Annotated in this window: 13 protein-coding genes and 1 tRNA gene; 8 read left to right on the forward strand and 6 right to left on the reverse strand. The window is 74.2% G+C overall.

Annotation, left to right across the window (positions count from 1 at the left end; all coding sequences use genetic code 11):
• Positions 1-152: 152 nt before the first annotated feature.
• The gene (locus ACH4SE_RS09740) at positions 153-1,562 is read left to right on the forward strand and encodes a M1 family metallopeptidase (RefSeq protein ID WP_398542791.1); all 1,410 of its coding nucleotides are present in this window, start codon (positions 153-155) and stop codon (positions 1,560-1,562) included.
• 134 nt (positions 1,563-1,696) lie between these two features.
• Positions 1,697-2,524 (forward strand): pentapeptide repeat-containing protein, encoded by an 828-nt coding sequence (locus ACH4SE_RS09745; RefSeq protein ID WP_398542792.1) that lies wholly within the window; start codon positions 1,697-1,699, stop codon positions 2,522-2,524.
• 65 nt (positions 2,525-2,589) lie between these two features.
• Here ACH4SE_RS09745 and ACH4SE_RS09750 read toward each other — a convergent pair.
• A tRNA-Lys gene (locus ACH4SE_RS09750) sits at positions 2,590-2,666 on the reverse strand.
• Between the two features lie 70 nt (positions 2,667-2,736).
• Positions 2,737-3,492, reverse strand: coding sequence for an IclR family transcriptional regulator (locus ACH4SE_RS09755; RefSeq protein WP_398542793.1), 756 nt, complete (start codon positions 3,490-3,492; stop codon positions 2,737-2,739).
• 459 nt (positions 3,493-3,951) lie between these two features.
• Here ACH4SE_RS09755 and ACH4SE_RS09760 point away from each other — a divergent pair, with 459 nt between their 5' ends.
• Both ACH4SE_RS09760 and ACH4SE_RS09765 read left to right on the forward strand, forming a co-directional pair.
• Positions 3,952-5,067, forward strand: coding sequence for an LLM class flavin-dependent oxidoreductase (locus ACH4SE_RS09760; protein ID WP_398543186.1), 1,116 nt, complete (start codon positions 3,952-3,954; stop codon positions 5,065-5,067).
• A 252-nt stretch (positions 5,068-5,319) separates the two neighbouring features.
• A complete protein-coding gene (locus tag ACH4SE_RS09765; RefSeq protein WP_398542794.1) occupies positions 5,320-7,104 on the forward strand; it encodes a glycosyl hydrolase family 18 protein in 1,785 nt (594 codons plus the stop codon).
• A gap of 187 nt (positions 7,105-7,291) precedes the next feature.
• Here the strand turns inward: ACH4SE_RS09765 and ACH4SE_RS09770 are convergent, their stop codons facing one another.
• The gene (locus tag ACH4SE_RS09770; RefSeq protein WP_398542795.1) at positions 7,292-9,073 is read right to left on the reverse strand and encodes a putative bifunctional diguanylate cyclase/phosphodiesterase; all 1,782 of its coding nucleotides are present in this window, start codon (positions 9,071-9,073) and stop codon (positions 7,292-7,294) included.
• 322 nt (positions 9,074-9,395) lie between these two features.
• Between ACH4SE_RS09770 and ACH4SE_RS09775 the strand changes: the two genes are divergently transcribed.
• On the forward strand, positions 9,396-10,739 hold the full coding sequence (locus ACH4SE_RS09775; RefSeq protein WP_398542796.1) for a M6 family metalloprotease domain-containing protein: 1,344 nt from the start codon (positions 9,396-9,398) through the stop codon (positions 10,737-10,739).
• Positions 10,732-12,030 (forward strand): M6 family metalloprotease domain-containing protein, encoded by a 1,299-nt coding sequence (locus tag ACH4SE_RS09780; protein WP_398542797.1) that lies wholly within the window; start codon positions 10,732-10,734, stop codon positions 12,028-12,030. The genes ACH4SE_RS09775 and ACH4SE_RS09780 overlap by 8 nt, the downstream gene beginning before the upstream one ends.
• 11 nt (positions 12,031-12,041) lie before the next feature.
• Here the strand turns inward: ACH4SE_RS09780 and ACH4SE_RS09785 are convergent, their stop codons facing one another.
• From ACH4SE_RS09785 to ACH4SE_RS09795, 3 genes are all read right to left on the reverse strand, one after another.
• On the reverse strand, positions 12,042-12,470 hold the full coding sequence (locus ACH4SE_RS09785; RefSeq protein ID WP_398542798.1) for an OsmC family protein: 429 nt from the start codon (positions 12,468-12,470) through the stop codon (positions 12,042-12,044).
• Positions 12,471-12,588: 118 nt separating this feature from the next.
• Positions 12,589-13,182: a histidine phosphatase family protein gene (locus ACH4SE_RS09790; protein WP_398542799.1), complete on the reverse strand. Its 594-nt coding sequence runs from the start codon at positions 13,180-13,182 to the stop codon at positions 12,589-12,591.
• Between the two features lie 107 nt (positions 13,183-13,289).
• On the reverse strand, positions 13,290-13,979 hold the full coding sequence (locus tag ACH4SE_RS09795) for a TetR/AcrR family transcriptional regulator (protein ID WP_398542800.1): 690 nt from the start codon (positions 13,977-13,979) through the stop codon (positions 13,290-13,292).
• Between the two features lie 275 nt (positions 13,980-14,254).
• Between ACH4SE_RS09795 and ACH4SE_RS09800 the strand changes: the two genes are divergently transcribed.
• Positions 14,255-15,217, forward strand: a complete 963-nt coding sequence (locus ACH4SE_RS09800; protein WP_398542801.1) for a phosphatase PAP2 family protein — start codon at positions 14,255-14,257, stop codon at positions 15,215-15,217.
• A gap of 114 nt (positions 15,218-15,331) precedes the next feature.
• Positions 15,332-16,423 (forward strand): hypothetical protein, encoded by a 1,092-nt coding sequence (locus ACH4SE_RS09805; protein ID WP_398542802.1) that lies wholly within the window; start codon positions 15,332-15,334, stop codon positions 16,421-16,423.
• Positions 16,424-16,449 lie beyond the last annotated feature (26 nt).

Below are 16,449 nucleotides of genomic sequence, written 5' to 3' on the forward strand. Positions count from 1 at the left end.
GCACGTCACCCGGTACTGAGGGGGCGTCATGTGTTGCGCCGGGTGAAGTTTCTGCGACAGATGGGGGCGACGGGGTGGCAGGGACCGGGGCCGCCTCCCTACGGTCGACGTGTCCCTGTCACTTCATCACGTCCCGCACGGGAGGACACTCGGTGCGAAAGAGCCTGCTCGCGACCGCCACCGCCGCCGTACTCGGCTACCTGCTGGTGATCCCCGCGTCCGCCGCGTCCGCCGGACCCGGCGCGCCCGGTATCGGCGACCCGTACTACCCCACGTACGGGAACGGCGGTTACGACGTCTCCCACTACGACCTCGACCTGCGCTACCGGCCCGCGACCGACACCCTCTCCGGCACGGCCACCATCCGGGCCACCGCCACCCAGGGCCTCACCTCCTTCGACCTGGACTTCGCCCTCACGGTCGGCAAGGTCACCGTCGACGGCCGCCCCGCGCGCTTCGCGACCTCCGGGGAGCAGGAACTCGTCGTCACCCCCGGACGCACCCTCCCGCGCGGCCGCCCCTTCACCGTCACCGTCACGTACTCCGGCGTGCCCTCCGCCGTGCAGCGCTACGGGTTCACGTCCTGGCAGCGCACCGCGGACGGCGGGGTCGCCGCCAACGAGCCCGAGTCGGCCTGGTGGTGGTTCCCCAGCAACGACCACCCGCTGGACAAGGCCACCTACGACGTGACCGTCCGCGTCCCCGAGGGCGAGCAGGCCATCAGCAACGGCCTGCTCGTGTCGCAGCGCACCGCGGGCGGCTGGACCGGCTACCACTGGCGGCAGGACGCCCCGCAGGCCACCTACCTCGCCACGCTCGCCGTCGGCCACTTCGACATCACCCGCAGCCGCACCCGCACCGGCGTGCCGGTCGTCAACGCCTACAGCACCGCACTGCCCGCCACCACGGCGGCCAACGCGCGCAAGGGGGTCGAGCAGACCGCGGACATCATCGACTTCCTCAGCACCTGGTTCGGCCCCTACCCCTTCGACGCGGCCGGCGGCTACGTCCCCGACGTCCCCTCGCACTTCTCCCTCGAAGCCCAGACCCGGGTCTTCTACAGCCCCGCGGTCTTCGCCACCGCCGACGGCAACGGCACCGTCGCGCACGAGCTGTCCCACCAGTGGTGGGGCGACGACGTCTCGCTGGAGCGCTGGTCCGACATCTGGCTGAACGAGGGCTTCGCCACGTACGGCAGCTGGCTGTGGTCCGAGCACCGGGGCGTCGCGACGACGCAGCAGATCGCCCGGCAGACGTACGACTCCCACCCGGCGGACGACCCCTTCTGGACGGTCGAGCCCGGCGACCCGGGGCCGGACAAGCAGTTCGACGACGCCGTCTACGACCGCGGCGCCGTCGCCATCCAGGCGCTCCGCACCACCATCGGCGACCCCGCCTTCCGCGCCCTCCTCAGGGCCTGGCCCGCGCAGCACCGCTACGGCAACGGCACGATCGCGCAGTTCCGCGCGCTGGCGGAGCGGCTGTCCGGCCGCGACCTCGGCGACTTCTTCACGACCTGGCTCTACACGCCCGCCAAACCGGCCACCCTGCCGGGCGCGTAAGCGGGCAGGCGCCCCCGGGCCGCCCCCCGGGGGCGGACCGCGCGGCCTTCCGCCGCCGCCAGCGGCGGAAGGCCGGGACGGGGGACGGGGCGGCCCGTGGGGCGGGAGGCGGTGGCGTGCGGGGGTGCGGCACCATGGGGGCCGGGCGACGGAAGGGGCCGGGGACGGTGGACGCGCTGCAGGCGGACTGCGAGGAGTGCTTCGGGCTGTGCTGCGTCGCCCTCACGTTCACGCGCTCCGCGGACTTCCCGCGGGACAAGGCCGCCGGCGAGGCGTGCGAGCACCTCGACGGCTCGCACCGGTGCGGGATCCACGCGCGGCTGCGGGACCGCGGTTACGCGGGCTGCACGGCCTACGACTGCTTCGGCGCGGGGCAGAAGATCTCCCGGCACACCTTCGGCGGGCGCGACTGGCGCGACGCCCCCGACGGAGGGCGGGCGATGTTCGCCGTGCTCCCGGTGGTGCGCCAGCTGCACGAGCTGCTGCGCTACCTCGCCGACGTCCGGGCACTGCCCGCGGCCGCGCGCCTGCACGCGGCGGCCGCGGCCGCCGCCGGGCGGGTCGAGGCGCTGAGCCTGGGCGGCGCGGACGAGCTGCTCGCCCTGGACGTCGCCGCCGAGCGCGCCCTGGTCGTGCCGGTGCTGCGGGAGGCCTCGGCGCTCGCCCGCGCCCGATTCCCGCGCGCCCGGTCCCTCGGCGGCGCGGACCTCATGGGGGCGAAGCTGCGCCGGGCCGACCTGCGCGGCGCGGAACTGCGCGGCGCCCTCCTGGTGGGCGCGGACCTGCGCGGCGCGGACCTGCGCTCCGCCGACCTGATCGGCGCGGACGTGCGGGGCGCCGATCTGCGCGGGGCGGACCTGCGCGGCGCGCTCTTCGTCACCGCGACCCAGCTCGGCGCGGCGGCCGGCGACGGGACGACCCGCCTCCCGGACGGCCTCGCCCGCCCCGCGCACTGGGCCTGATCCGCCCCGCGCGCGGACGGACGGCGAACGGAAGAAGGCCCGTACGCTGGGCGTACGGGCCTCGGTGGTGCGCCGCCAGGGACTCGAACCCCGGACCCGCTGATTAAGAGTCAGCTGCTCTAACCAACTGAGCTAGCGGCGCAACGAGGACAACTATACGTCCTCCGTGAGGGTGCTGATGACCACCCTTCCGGCGGATCGGTGCGGGCGGCTCAGATGCTCATCGACAGCAGGACGGGGGCGGCGCGCTCGTTGAGGGTGTCGACGGCCGGGCGCAGCCGGTGGGCCTTGGCGAGCGGCATCGACAGGGCCAGGCACGCCACCGTCTTGCCTATGGTGACGGGGATCGCGGCGCACACCGTGCCGACGGCGTACTCCTGGAGGTCGAGCGTGGGCACGCTCGCGGGCTGCCGCTCCAGCTTGGTGAGCAGGGCCCGGTCGTCGATCTCGGTACGCGAGGTGAAGCGGGCGGGGCGGTGCCGGGAGAGGTGCTCCAGCCGTGCCTTGTGGTCGAGCTGGGCGAGCAGGCACTTGCCGACGGCGCTGGCGTGGGCGGCCGAGCGGAAGTCGACCCACTCGTTGACCTTGGGGGCGTCCGGGCCGTCCGCGAAGTCGATGATGTTGACCTCGCCGTCGTCGTAGCGGCTGAAATACACCGCGGCGCCGACCTCGTCGCGCAGTTCGACGAGAATCGCCCGCAGTTTTTCGGCGAGCGCGCCGTCGTGGTTCGCGGCACCGAGCAGCACGAGGGATTCGCCGACGACGTAGCCGCCGCCGGGCAGGAATCCGAGATAGCGCTCGCGCCGCAGCATGGCGAGGAGCTGGTTGAGGTACGCGACGGGCACCCCGATCTCCCTGGCGAGCTGTTCGGCGGTGACGCCGTGCCGGTGCGAGTCGACGGCCTCCAGCACGCGCAGGGCGTGCTGGGCCGCGTAGACCGGCGCGGTCTGTCGGTGCTCAAGCGCCACGGTGGCCCCCTGCAGGTGTGACCGTTTGCGTCCTGGTCGTCGCTGCTGGTCACGACTCGGGCCCGGGTGTGGGTGGAGCCGGCAGTTCGACCGGATTCCACGATAACCCCAAAGGCGTTATCGGAAGAGGAGGTTGGCGGCTTCTTCCCGGGTTCTCAGGCGTATATGCAGGAAGGGGGCACGCTGGCATATGCCGTCGGCATTGCCCGATTTCCTGGTGCAGCGATTTCCGGCCGGGAACAACCCCGCGGCCGCTCCGGTTGTGCCTTTCCGGACCATTCCGCGCGCCCGGCGCGCGGCCGAGCGTGACGAGCGCCACGCACGAGCGACGAGGAGGCACCGGCTGTGGGTGACGAGCAGGCCCGGGCGGACGGCGGTAGGGACGGCGTGACGGGCGAGCGTGCGGACGGACGTGCGGGCGGCGGCAGGCAGCGGGAACGGCGCCCCGCCGGGCACGGGATCCGCGGAGCCGTCCACGGCACCGCGCCGGTGGTGCTGTCGGTCCTGGACCTGGCGACGGTCGGCGCGGGCTACACCGCCGCCGACGCCCTGCGCACCAGCGTGGAGCTGGCCAGGATCGCGGAGACGCGCGGCTACCACCGGATGTGGGTGGCCGAGCACCACTCGATGCCCGGCGTGGCCAGCTCCTCGCCCGCGGTCATTCTGGCCCACCTCGCCGCCCACACCCGCAGGCTGCGGCTGGGCTCGGGCGGGGTGATGCTGCCCAACCACGCGCCGCTGGTGATCGCCGAGCAGTTCGGCACCCTGGAGGCGCTCGCGCCCGGCCGGATCGACCTGGGCCTGGGCCGCGCGCCGGGTACGGACGGGGCGACGGCGGCGGCGCTGCGCCGGACGGAGGGCCTGCACGAGGGCGCCGACGACTTCCCGCAGCAGCTCGCCGAGCTGACCCGCTTCCTGGACGACGACTTCCCGCCCGGCCACCGCTTCGCGCGCATCCACGCGGTGCCCGGCCCCGTGCAGGGCAGCGCGGCGGGCGGGGTGCAGTCGCCGGACCGGCCGAGCATCTGGCTGCTGGGCTCGTCCGGCTTCAGCGCCCAGCTGGCCGGCGCGCTGGGGCTGCCGTTCTCCTTCGCGCACCACTTCTCCGGGCGCAACACCGTCCCGGCGCTCGCCCTCTACCGCGAGTCCTTCCGGCCCTCGGAGGTGCTGGACCGCCCGTACGCCTCGATCGGGGTGTCGGCGCTGGCGGCCGAGGATCCGGAGGAGGCCCGCCGCCAGGTGAAGGCGGTCGCGCTGGGGATGCTGCGGCTGCGGACGGGCCGGCCGGGCCTGACGCCGTCGCCGGAGGAGGCGGCCGCCTACTCCTTCAGCCCGATGGAGGAGGAGTTCGTGGGGAGCTGGACGAACGACGTCATCCACGGCGACCCGCAGACGGTACGGGCGGGGCTCGACGAGCTGGCCGCGCGGACCGGCGTGGACGAGATGGTGATCACCGCGAGCGCGCACACGCCGGCCGTCCGGCTGCGCTCCTACGAGCTCGTCGCGGACGCGTACGGCCTCCCGAAGGACGCCGGGGTGGAGGGGATCCCCCAGGAGGGCGCCGCCGCACGTTAATTGCCGGTAACCCGTGGCCCGGTGGTCCAACGCCGAACCGACCGCGGGCCCGGGCATCACGCAGGGTCAAAGCCGCTCGTCACCGCGCTGACGAGCGGCTTTGCTCATGTCGTGAACCCCGGGAGGGCCGCGCCGGGCCGGGAAATTGGTCTAGTCCTGGCTTTGGTTCAGACCATTGACGTGCACTTGATCAGAGGACTATCCATACCCCGCAGCCCCCTGTTGTTCCTCCTTCTCCCCCCGGAGGTTCTCGTGCAGTCCAGGAAGAGAGCGCTCGTGGCCGCGGCCACGAGCGCCGCGCTCGCCCTCGGCGCGCTGACCGCGCTCGTCGGCGGACTCGGCACCGCGCAGGCGCAGTCGTCGCCGGCGGCCCAGCCCGCCGCCGCGGCGGCGTCGTCGAGCGGCGGCGTCAACATCGCCTACTACGACCAGTGGAGCATCTACGGCAACGCCTTCTACCCCAAGAACCTCGACACCGAGGGCATCGCCGGCAAGCTCGACATCCTCAACTACTCGTTCGAGAACATCGACCCGACGAACCTCACCTGTTTCGAGGCCACGAAGGCGTCGGACTCCACGAACGAGAGCAACCCCAACGCCGGTGACGGCGCGGGCGACGCGTTCGCCGACTACCAGAAGTCCTTCGGCGCCGACATCAGCGTCGACGGTGTGGGCGACACCTGGAACCAGCCGCTGGTGGGCAACTTCAACCAGCTGAAGAAGCTCAAGGCGAAGTACCCCAACCTGAAGATCCTCGTCTCGCTGGGCGGCTGGACCTACTCGAAGTACTTCTCGGACGCCGCCGCGACCGACGCCAGCCGCAAGAAGCTGGTCAGCTCCTGCATCGACATGTTCATCAAGGGCAACCTCCCCGTGCAGGGCGGCTACGGCGGCACCGGCGCGGCCGCGAACATCTTCGACGGCTTCGACCTGGACTGGGAGTACCCCGGTTCGGCGGGCGGCCACGTGGGCAACCACTACAGCCCGAACGACAAGGCCGACTTCACGAAGCTGGCCCAGGAGTTCCGCACCGAACTGGACGCCTTCGGCGCGGCCAACGGCGGCCGGAAGATGCTGCTCACCGCGGCGATGCCGTCCGGCCAGGACAAGATCGCGAACATCGAGACCGACAAGATCGGGCAGTACCTCGACTACGCGAACATCATGACCTACGACATGCACGGCGCGTGGGACGCCACCGGTCCCACCAACTTCCAGGACCCGCTGTACGAGGCGCCCGGCGACCCGTCCAACCCCGTCGCCCCCGGCACCGAGAAGTACAGCGTCGACCACGCCGTCACGGCCTGGACGAAGGGCGACGCCGCCTACGGCATCCCCGGCGGCTTCCCCGCCGGCAAGATCACCATGGGCTACCCGACGTACTACCGCGGGTGGACCGGCGTGACCGCGGGCAGCAACCACGGGCTCTACCAGGCGGCTTCCGGGCCGTCCCAGGCGCGCGGGATCAGCCAGGTCGCAGGCACCGCGTACTACAAGGAGCTGACCGGAGTCGTCGACAACGCCGCCGACACCTTCTACGACCCGGCCACGCAGTCCAACTGGTTCTACAACGGCAACGAGTTCTGGACCGGACTCGGCGCCCAGGCGATCCAGGCCAAGGCGGACTACGCGCACTGCCACGGGCTCGGCGGCTCGATGATGTACTCGCTGCTCGACCTGGACCCGGCGGCCACCCTGTTCAACAAGATCGTCGCGGCCACGAAGGGCTCCACCTCGGGCTGCTCGTCCCCGACGACCCCGCCGACCACCCCGCCCACGACGCCGACGACCACCCCGCCCACGACGCCGACGACGACCCCGCCGACGACGCCCCCGACCACTCCGCCCACGACGCCCCCGACCACCCCGCCGGGCGGCACCTGCACCCTGCCCTCCTGGTCGGCCTCGGCCGTCTACGTCGGCGGCAACCAGGTCTCCTGGAAGGGCCACAACTGGCAGGCCAAGTGGTGGACCACTAACGAGGAGCCCGGCACGACCGGGGAATGGGGCGTCTGGAAGGACCTCGGCGCCTGCTGATCCCCCCGGGGGCCGGCCGATGAGCCGCCGGCCCCCGGACCCGGGGCCCGCGTCCTCCCTCCCCCCGGGGACGCGGGCCCCTTCCGCTGCCGGAGGGGGCCCGTCGGGGGCGCCCGGCACCGCGCGGCCGGACGGCGGGGGCGGCGGGACGGCCCGGGGACGGCCCCGGCGCGGCGGCCCGGGCGGCTCAGCGGATGAGCGCGGCGATCGCCTCCGGCGCGACGGGCCGGGAGTAGTGCCACCCCTGCCCCGTGTCGCAGCCGATACGGCGCAGGCGTTCCGCCTGCTCCGCGTTCTCGACGCACTCCGCCGTGACCGTCAGGCCCAGCCGGTGGGCCAGGTGGACGAGCGCCTCCACGATCGTCTCGTCCGCGGGGTTGGGGTGCTCGGCGGAGCGGAAGCCCTGGACGAAGGAGCCGTCGAGCTTGAGGGCGGAGACCGGCAGGCGGCTGAGGTAGGCCAGGTTGGAGTAGCCGGTGCCGAAGTCGTCGATGGCGATGCGCACGCCCATCTCGTGCAGCGCGTGCAGTGCCTGGAGCGGCCGCCCGGCGGAGCCCATGAGCGCGGACTCGGTCAGTTCCAGCTGGAGCAGCCGCGGCGGCAGGCCGGTCTCGTCGAGGATCGCGGCGACGTCCGCGACCAGGTCGGAGTCCCACATCTGGCGCACCGCGACGTTGACGCTGACCGCGAGCGGCGTGCCGGGGTGGGCGAGCTGCCAGGCGCGGGCCTGCCGGCAGCCCTCGGCGAGCACCCAGCGGCCGAGCTGGACGATCGACCCGTCCTCCTCGGCGAGCCCGATGAAGCGGTTCGGCGACAGCCGCCCGAAGTGCGGGTGCTCCCAGCGCACGAGCGCCTCGACACCGCGCAGTTCGCCGGTGTCGAGGGCCACCAGCGGCTGGTAGTCGAGGACGAACTCGCCGCGCTCGACGGCCTGCCGCAGGGTGCGGCTGAGCGCCTGGCGGGTCATCCGGTGCTCGTTGCGCTCGGGGTCGAAGAGCGTCCAGCGGGCCTTGCCGTCGGCCTTGGCCCAGTACAGCGTGGTGTCGGCGGCCTGCATGAGCCCGGTCGCGGAGCTGCCGGGCGCCTCGCGTTCGACCACCCCGATGCTCGCCGACACCGCGAGCCGCTGCCCGGCGATGTCGAAGGGCTGCTGGAGGGCCGTCAGGACGGACTCGGCGAGCGCGGTCGCCTGCCCGGTGCCGGTGGAGTCGCGGACCAGCAGCGCGAACTCGTCGCCGCCGAGCCGGGCGACGAGGTGCCCGCCGGGCTCGGCGCAGGCCTGGAGCCGGCGGGCGACGGCGGCGAGCAGCTCGTCGCCGACCCGGTGGCCGAGGGTGTCGTTGACGGCCTTGAAGCCGTCGAGGTCCAGGTAGCACAGCCCGATACGGCCGGCGCCGCGCCCCGCCGCACTGTCGCACGCGTCGGTGAGGCGTTCGAAGAACAGCGCCCGGTTGGGCAGCCGGGTGACCGGGTCGTGCATCCGCAGATGCCGCAACTGCTCGCGCAGCGCGTCCCGTTCGCCCACGTCCTCGACGGTCAGCAGCAGCGGGCGGGCGCCGGTGCGGGACAGCGTGATCTCGGCGAGCAGCGCGCCGCCGTCGTCCTGCCGGGTGATCCGGCGGGTGCAGCGCAGCTTGTCGCGGCGGCCGGTCAGCACGTCGTGGAAGGCGGCCCGGGCGTGCGGGTCGCCCGCGAGTCCGAGCAGCGGGCCCGCCCCGACCGCCGCGAGCCGCTCGGGCGCGGCGCCCAGCAGGGTGGCGAGCGCCGGATTGGCGGCGAGCACGTCTCCCTCGGGGGAGAGCAGCGCCATCGCGGCCCTCGCCACGGCGAAGGCGGCCCGGTAGTCGCGCAGGTCGGCCTCGTCACGGCCTGAGGTGCCGCGCGGGCGTGGGGCAGAAGTGTGACTGTGCGTGATGGTCTGTGCTGTGCTGTCGGGGTCGACGCCGGGGCCGCCCGCGGGTCCGCCCATGGCCTGCTCCCCGTGTCGCGCTCGTCTCGCACGCGATCATATGGGCTGGCGGAGCAGGCGATCCAGCGTCGCCGTGGTGATTCTCCGCACGCACTCCGGCGCACCGACCGTTTCTGCGCGAATCGATGACGGTCCTGATCGAATTCCCCGGATCGTCACGGAACGTAGTGCCGCTCGCCGTGCGGGTGTTCGGCTCCCGGCGGCCGTGGGCCGCCCCGCGCGCCACCCGCCTGGAGCAGCCGAACTCCGCATATCGCAGCAAAACGCCGCAGAGTGGACGAGGTGTCCCGAACGGGCTCGCGAACCCTCCCCGGAGGTCCATGTGCGGCGGTCAGGCATTCCGGCAGGCGACACGCCGGACGGCGGCGGCGTCCGCTCCGCGCGTGCCGCGGCGGACGCGCCGGAGCGCCCGCGCGGGGCGCGTGCGCTGGCCGCCGGGTCGTGCGTGCTGGGCGCGATCGTCGCCTGGACGCTCGGCACCGGACCTGCCGCGCACGCGGAGCCGGTCGCCGCGTGCCTGCTGCCGCGCACCGCGGCGCACCACTCCGAGGGTGTCGTGGACCCCGCGGGCGCCACCCCGGCCGGCACCGCCCCCGCGGGCTACCCGCGGGCCCAGGGCGACGTGAACGCGCTCATGGTCTTCCTGTCCTTCCCGGACGCCCCGCCCGCGCTCGACCCGCAGGCCGTCGCCGCCGACCACTACCCGGCGACCGCGCGGTTCTGGTCCGCGGCCTCCGGCGGGCGCTTCCGGCTGCACCTGCACACCGTGGACCGCTGGCTGACGATGCCGCGCCCCGCCACGGCGTACCGCATCAACCGCGACTGGCGCGGCGCCGACCGTACGGCCTACCTGCGCGACGCGCTCACCGTCGCCGACCCCGAGGTCGACTTCCGCGGCTACGACGTCGTCTACCTCGTCGCCGACCCGGAAGCGCCCGGCGTGGACTCCGACGCCACCAAGGTCGTCAACCTCGCCCGGCCCGTCACCCTCGACGGCAACCCGCTCGCCCGGCTCGTGACGGTGTTCGAGCGCCACCCGCCGGACCGCAACGTGCTCGCGCACGAGACCGGCCACGTCTTCGACCTGCCCGACCTCTACGACCGCCCGCCGCCCGGCAGCACCGCCGACTGGGACACGCAGGTCGGCGACTGGGACCTGATGGGCAGCCAGTTCGGCCTGGCCCCCGAGCCCTTCGCATGGCACAAGTGGAAGCTCGGCTGGCTGCGCCCCGGCCAGGTCGCCTGCGTCACCGGGCCCGGCACGTCCTACTACGACCTGGCCCCCGACGAGTCGCCCGGCGGCGGCACCAAGCTGCTCGTGCTGCGGACCGGCCCGGACAGCGTGCTCGCGGTCGAGGCCCGCGGCCGCGGCGGCAACGACGCGGACGCGTGCCGCACCGGCGTGCTGCTCTACCGGGTCCGCGCCGACCGCGAGTCCGGCGACGGGCCCGTCACCGTCGTCGACGGCCACCCGGGCAGCTCGGCGTGCGCGGCGACGTCCGTCTACCCGCCGCTGGCCGACGCGCCCCTCGGGGTGGGGGAGTCCTACGCCCTGCCCGGCGGCGCGGCCCGCGTCACCGTCACCGGCCGCGAGCCGGACGGCGACTGGGCGGTCAGGGTCACACAGCGCACGGCCGGCGCCCGGGACGCCGGCCGCGATGCCTGACGGGCCCGCCCCGGGCCTGCCGGGCAGCCCCGGCGGCGGGCGGAGGGCCGCCGTGCAGGGGCTGCGGCGCGGGGTGCGGCTCGCGGCGCTGGGGGCGGCGGGGATGCTCGCCGTCGGCAGTTCGGTGCCGGGCGCCGACGGGCCGCCGGCGATGCCCGCCTCCCCGCCCGCGGCCCGGCCCTGCGCGCTGCGGGCGGTGCCCGGCGTGGCGATGTCGGAGGGCTTCCCCGACTCCGCGCCCCGCGGCCCGGACGCCGAGTTCGCGCCCTCCACCGGCACCGTGCGCGCCCTCACCCTGCTCATCGACTTCCCCGACGCGCGCGCCCCGTACAGCGCCGCCGAGCGCTACGCCGAGTACTTCCCGGCGGTCAGGCAGTGGTACGCCACCGCCTCGTACGGGCGCCTCGACTACGAGTCCACCCCCGTGCTGCGCTGGATACGCATGCCGCGGCCCTTCAGCGCGTACGGGATAGGCCGCGGCTACGGGTGGGACGCGCACACCGCGATGATGCGCGACGTGCTCAAGGCGGCCGACAGGAGCATAGATTTCCGCGGCTACGACCTGGTCAACGTCCTGGTCACGCCCAACGCGGGCCCGCCCGCCGACGAGGCGGTGCTGTCGGTCACCTGGACCGGCGCCTCCGCCGTCACGACCGACGACGGCGCGCGTCTGAACAAGGTCTCGCTGATATACGGCCACGACCAGTCCGGCTCGCGCGTCCTCAGCCACGAGAACGGCCACGCCTTCGGGCTGCCCGACCTCTACTCCGCCGACGACTTCCCGCGCACCGACCGGCTCGCCGGGCAGTGGGACACCATGTCACTCGACTGGGGCCTGCAGGGCGACCTCTTCGCCTGGCACAAGTGGCGGCTCGGCTGGCTCTCCGACCGGCAGGTCTCCTGCGTCGCCTCGCGCGGCTCCGCCACCTACACCCTCAGCCCCGTGGAGGTCCCCGGCGGGCGCAAGGCCGTCATCGTCCCGTACGGCCCGACCCGGGTCTTCGTGCTGGAGGCGCGGGCCGCGGCCGGCGACGACAACGACGCCTGCCGGCAGGGGATACTCGCCTACCGGGTGCGTACCGACGTCGACTCCGGGAAGGGCCCCGTCACCGTCGTCGACGGCCACCCCGGCACCTCCGCCTGCGACTTCAGCAGCGGCGCCTTCAACTCCCTCAACGACGCGCCCTTCACCGCCGGCCAGACGTACACCGACAGGGCGTCAGGGGTGGACTTCCGGGTGCAGCGGCGCGACGCGGCGGGCGACTGGACGATACGCGTCACCCGCCGCTGAACGGCCTCAGCTCAGCTGAGCAGTTCGGCCTCGAGGGTGATGTTCACGCCCGCGAGCGCCTTGCTGACCGGGCAGTTCTCCTTGGCGTTCTGCGCGGCCGCCTGGAAGTCCTCGGCGGACAGGCCGGGCACGCGGGCCTTGACCGACAGCGCGATCCCGGTGATGCCCTCGCCGGGCTGGAAGGTCACGTTCGCCTGCGTCTCCACGCTCTCCGGCGGGGTGCCCGCACCGGCCAGGCCGTGCGAGAGCGCCATCGAGTAGCAGGACGAGTGGGCCGCCGCGATCAGCTCCTCGGGGCTGGTCTTGCCGTTGGCCTGCTCGGCGCGCGACGGCCACGACACGTCGTACTTGCCGACGCCCGACGAGTCGAGCGAGACGGTGCCTGCGCCGCCCATCAGCGGGCCACTCCACTGGGTGGTGGCGGTGCGGGTGGTTGCCATGTTCAAGCCTCCATCGGATACGGACCGTCGGTCGCGGCTGCGCCGCGCTGTGAACGCTACCCGGTCCGTCCGGTGTTCCCTCCCGCAGCCCGCCCGCGTCCGCGGGCGCGCCGGTGCGTCAGCCCAGGTGCCCGGTGTCGTTCCAGCGTTCGACGGCCGGCTGCCCGTAGGCCCACCCCAGCACCGACAGCGAGGCGGGGTCCAGCCGCAGGGACGCGCCGAAGGACGGGGGCAGGCCGAGCCAGCGCGCGCCCAGCATGCGCAGCATGTGGCCGTGCGCGAAGACCAGCACGTCGTGGTGCCCGGAGCGGACCCGGTCGATCACCTCGTCGGCGCGCGCGGCCACGTCGCCGGGCGACTCGCCGTTCGGCACGCCGTCGCGCCAGATGAGCCATCCCGGGCGCAGCGCCTGGATCTCGGCGGGCTTGAGGCCCTCGTAGTCGCCGTAGTGCCACTCCAGGAGCGCGTCCCACTCCTTGGCCTCGTCCCCGAAGCCGGCCAGCTCGCACGTCTCGGAGGCCCGCACCAGCGGGCTGGTGCGCACCTCGCTGCCGGGCAGGCCGTGCCAGGGCGTGTCCGCGAGCCGCGCGCCGAGCAGCCGCGCGGTGCGGCGGCCCTCGTCGGTCAGCGGGATGTCGGTGCGCCCGGTGTGGCGGCCGGACAGGGACCATTCCGTCTGGCCGTGCCGGACCAGAAGGATGCGCGCAGCCATGCGGTGCGGCCTCTCGTGTCGTGCGAAGAACGGAAAATCCCATCATCGCTCAGACCTGCGCGGCACGCCCGCGGGGGGCGGCGGGACGCCTTCCGCGCGGGGCGCCGTCAGGCCCGCGGGGTGCGCGGCAGCAGGCCGCCGAGCAGGCCGTCGAGGCCGTACTCGAACTGCGCCGTGCCCTCGTTGCGGGCGCACAGCAGCTCGGGCCCGAGGGCCACCAGCGCGGGGTAGGCGTCCGCGTCCAGCGCCGCGATCTTGGACAGCACCCGCTCGCGCATGCCCTCCGTGCCGAGCACCCGCGAGCGGCGGGTGTTCCACAGCGCGGAGCCGACCGTGTACTGCATGAGCGCCACGTGCGCGTGGGCCGCGTCCTCCCGGCTCAGTCCCGCCTGCTGGAGGAGCGCGAGCATCCGGTCGATGAGCCCGATCGCGTCGTCCCCGCGCAGCGGCCGCCCGGCCAGCAGCTCCAGCGCCGACGGGTGGTCGGTGAACAGCCGGTAGACCCCGAGGCACACCTCGCGCAATTCACCGCGCGGGTCGCCGGAACGCCCCTGCGGAAGCTCTATCGTGTCCAGCAGCCGCTGGGCGACGGCGTCGCTGATCTCGTCCTTGCCCCGGAAGTGCGAGTAGACGGCCATCGTGCCGACACCGAGCTGCTGGGCGAGGCCGCGCATGGTGAAGGCCTCGGCGCCGTCGCGGTCCAGCAGGGTGAGGGCGGCGTCGAGGATGCGGTCCGGGTTGAGCGAGTTGCGGGGGGCGCGGCGCCGTGGGGAGCTGACCGGCTGGGTGGCGGGCATCGGCTTGTCTGGTTCACGTCCTTCACGATCACACGGGGCGGGGAGGGCAACCCGGAGCGTGCCCCTCGCGTCCTCCGCGGTGCATGCATACCCCCCGGTACTGGTGGTTGAACACCGTACGAGCGTCGAACGCGGCATAAACTCGGGGTTTCATCGCTTCTGCCGGGGTGGTGTGCGTACGGTTTACCGTACGTCGTACGGTAGAGGGTACGCCACAAGTCCATGACCGCCGCATGCGGCCTTCGGCCTTCGGAAGACCTGGAGAGACGCCCGCAATGACGATCACCGCCGCTGCGCCGCGAGCTGCCGCCTACCGCGGCCGGCTGCGCTGGTGGACCGAGCTGCCGCTGATTGCCGTGGTCTACGCGCTGTACTCCGGCGCCCGGCTGCTGGTACGCGGTGACGTGGACGACGCGGTCCAGCACGGCGCGGACATCCTGCACTTCGAGCAGCTGACCCATCTCGACCCGGAACGCTGGTTCAACCGGCTGTTCACGCACCACGCCTTCCTCGGCGTCCCCGCGGACTTCATGTACGCGTCGATGCACTACATCGTCACCCCGGCGATCCTGGTCTGGCTGTGGCTGCGCCGCCCCACCCACTACCGGCAGGCCCGCACCTGGCTGATGATCTCCACGCTCATCGGCCTGGTCGGCTTCACCACGATGCCGACCGCGCCGCCCCGGCTGCTGCCCGGGGCGCACGGCTTCATGGACACCATGGCGCAGTACGGCAGCTACGGCTGGTGGGGCACCGACGCGAGCGCGCCGCGCGGCCTCGGCCACCTCACCAACGAATACGCCGCCATGCCGAGCCTGCACGTCGGCTGGTCGCTGTGGTGCGGCATCATGCTCTTCCGCTACGGCCGCAACACCTTCGTCCGCGTCCTCGGCGTGCTCTACCCGCTGACCACGGCGATGGTCGTCATGGGCACCGCCAACCACTACCTGCTGGACGCGGCCGCGGGCGTCGCCACGATGGGCGTCGGCTTCCTGCTCGCCAGGCCCGCGCTGCGGGTGCTCGACCACTACCAGGCCAAGCTGCGCCCGACCGCAGCCGCCACGGCGGCCGCGGAGGCACCCGGCGCCACTGCGCCGGCGAAGGTCCCCGCCCCCCGCCCGGCGAGCTCCTCCGCCGCGTCCCCCGGCACCCCGCCGAAGGCCGCCGGGTCCCCGGCCCCCGGCCCGGACCCGGACGGCACGGGGACGCAGGGCCAGGACGCCCACAGCAGGGCGTAGGGCGTGTCCCCAGGGCCCGCCGGACGGTTCCGTCCGGCGGGCCCTGGGCGTCTGCGGGGGGCCCGCGGGGCGGCGTCGGGACGGTTGTCGTAGGGGAGTGCCACACTTGCGCGGGTGAGCACTACGCACCACACACTGCGGGAGCGGCTGGCCGTGCTGCGCGGCCCCGACATCGCCGCGCGGCCGCTCGACGCGAGGGCGCTCGCCGCGCTCGCCGCCAACCCCGGCTGCCGGCGCCGCTCCCTGCTGGACGCCGCGGGCGTCGACAAGGGGGCCGTCGCCGAGGCGCTCGGCGCACCCGCGCGGTTCGGCCAGTCGCGCTTCGCCTTCTCCCGAGGCCACGCCTTCGAGGCCCGCGTCAAGGCGGAGGGCTGCGCCGAACTGCTGCGGCTGCTCGGTGCGGACGGGGAGAGCGCGGAGGTCCCCGACCTCGCCGCGGCCGGCCCCGAAGGCCGCGCCGCCCGCACCCGGCTGGCCCTCGCCGAGGCCCCGCGCGGCCGCTGGACGCTCCTCGACCACCCGCTGCTCGCCCTCGACGTCGCCGGCTCCACCGTCTTCCTGGAGCCCGACGCGGTCGCCGTCGCCCCGGACGGCGCCTGGACCGTCGTCGAGATCAAGTCCTTCCCGATCCTGGACGGTTCCGCCGACGCCACGAAGGTCGGCGCCGCGGCGCGGCAGGCCGCGGTGTACGTCCTCGCGCTGGACGCCGTCGCCCCCGGCCGCACCCGCAGCGACATCCTGCTCGTGTGCCCGAAGGACTTCTCCAACCTCCCCACCGCCGAGGCCGTCGACGTCCGCAAGCAACTCGCCGTCACCCGGCGCCAGCTGACCCGTCTCACCCGGATCGAGGAGATCGCGGCGCTGCTCCCCGAGGGCACGACCTTCGACCCCGCCGCCCCGCTCCCCGCCCTCGCCGCCTCCGTGGAAGCCGTCCCCGCCGCCTACGCCCCCGAGTGCCTGTCCAGCTGCGAGCTCGCCTTCCACTGCCGCGAGCGCGCCCGCGCGGCGGACTGCGTGGACGCGCTCGGGCGCGCCCTGCGCGCGGACCTGGGGGCCCTCACCACGCTGGCGGCCGTCCGCGCGGCCGCCCGCCCGGAGCCCGGCGCCGACGCCGACGACCCGGACGACCCGGCCGTCCTCGCCCTCCGCCGCGCCGCCGCCCTCCGCGCGGAGGCCCTGGCCGCGGCGGCCGGGGCGGCGTCATGACCGGGCGGCAGCCGCTGCGCGGGGAG

It is taken from the genome of Streptomyces sp. NPDC020983 (assembly GCF_044333485.1).
GTDB lineage: Bacteria > Actinomycetota > Actinomycetes > Streptomycetales > Streptomycetaceae > Actinacidiphila.

What these genes read in the sequence shown, in the direction of transcription:
- ACH4SE_RS09745 (WP_398542792.1), top strand. Translation starts at nt 1,697, where the DNA reads ATGGGGGCCGGGCGACGGAAGGGGCCGGGGACGGTGGACGCGCTGCAG.
- ACH4SE_RS09770 (WP_398542795.1), bottom strand. Translation starts at nt 9,073, where the DNA reads ATGGGCGGACCCGCGGGCGGCCCCGGCGTCGACCCCGACAGCACAGCA.
- ACH4SE_RS09780 (WP_398542797.1), top strand. Translation starts at nt 10,732, where the DNA reads ATGCCTGACGGGCCCGCCCCGGGCCTGCCGGGCAGCCCCGGCGGCGGG.
- ACH4SE_RS09785 (WP_398542798.1), bottom strand. Translation starts at nt 12,470, where the DNA reads ATGGCAACCACCCGCACCGCCACCACCCAGTGGAGTGGCCCGCTGATG.
- ACH4SE_RS09790 (WP_398542799.1), bottom strand. Translation starts at nt 13,182, where the DNA reads ATGGCTGCGCGCATCCTTCTGGTCCGGCACGGCCAGACGGAATGGTCC.
- ACH4SE_RS09795 (WP_398542800.1), bottom strand. Translation starts at nt 13,979, where the DNA reads ATGCCCGCCACCCAGCCGGTCAGCTCCCCACGGCGCCGCGCCCCCCGC.
- ACH4SE_RS09800 (WP_398542801.1), top strand. Translation starts at nt 14,255, where the DNA reads ATGACGATCACCGCCGCTGCGCCGCGAGCTGCCGCCTACCGCGGCCGG.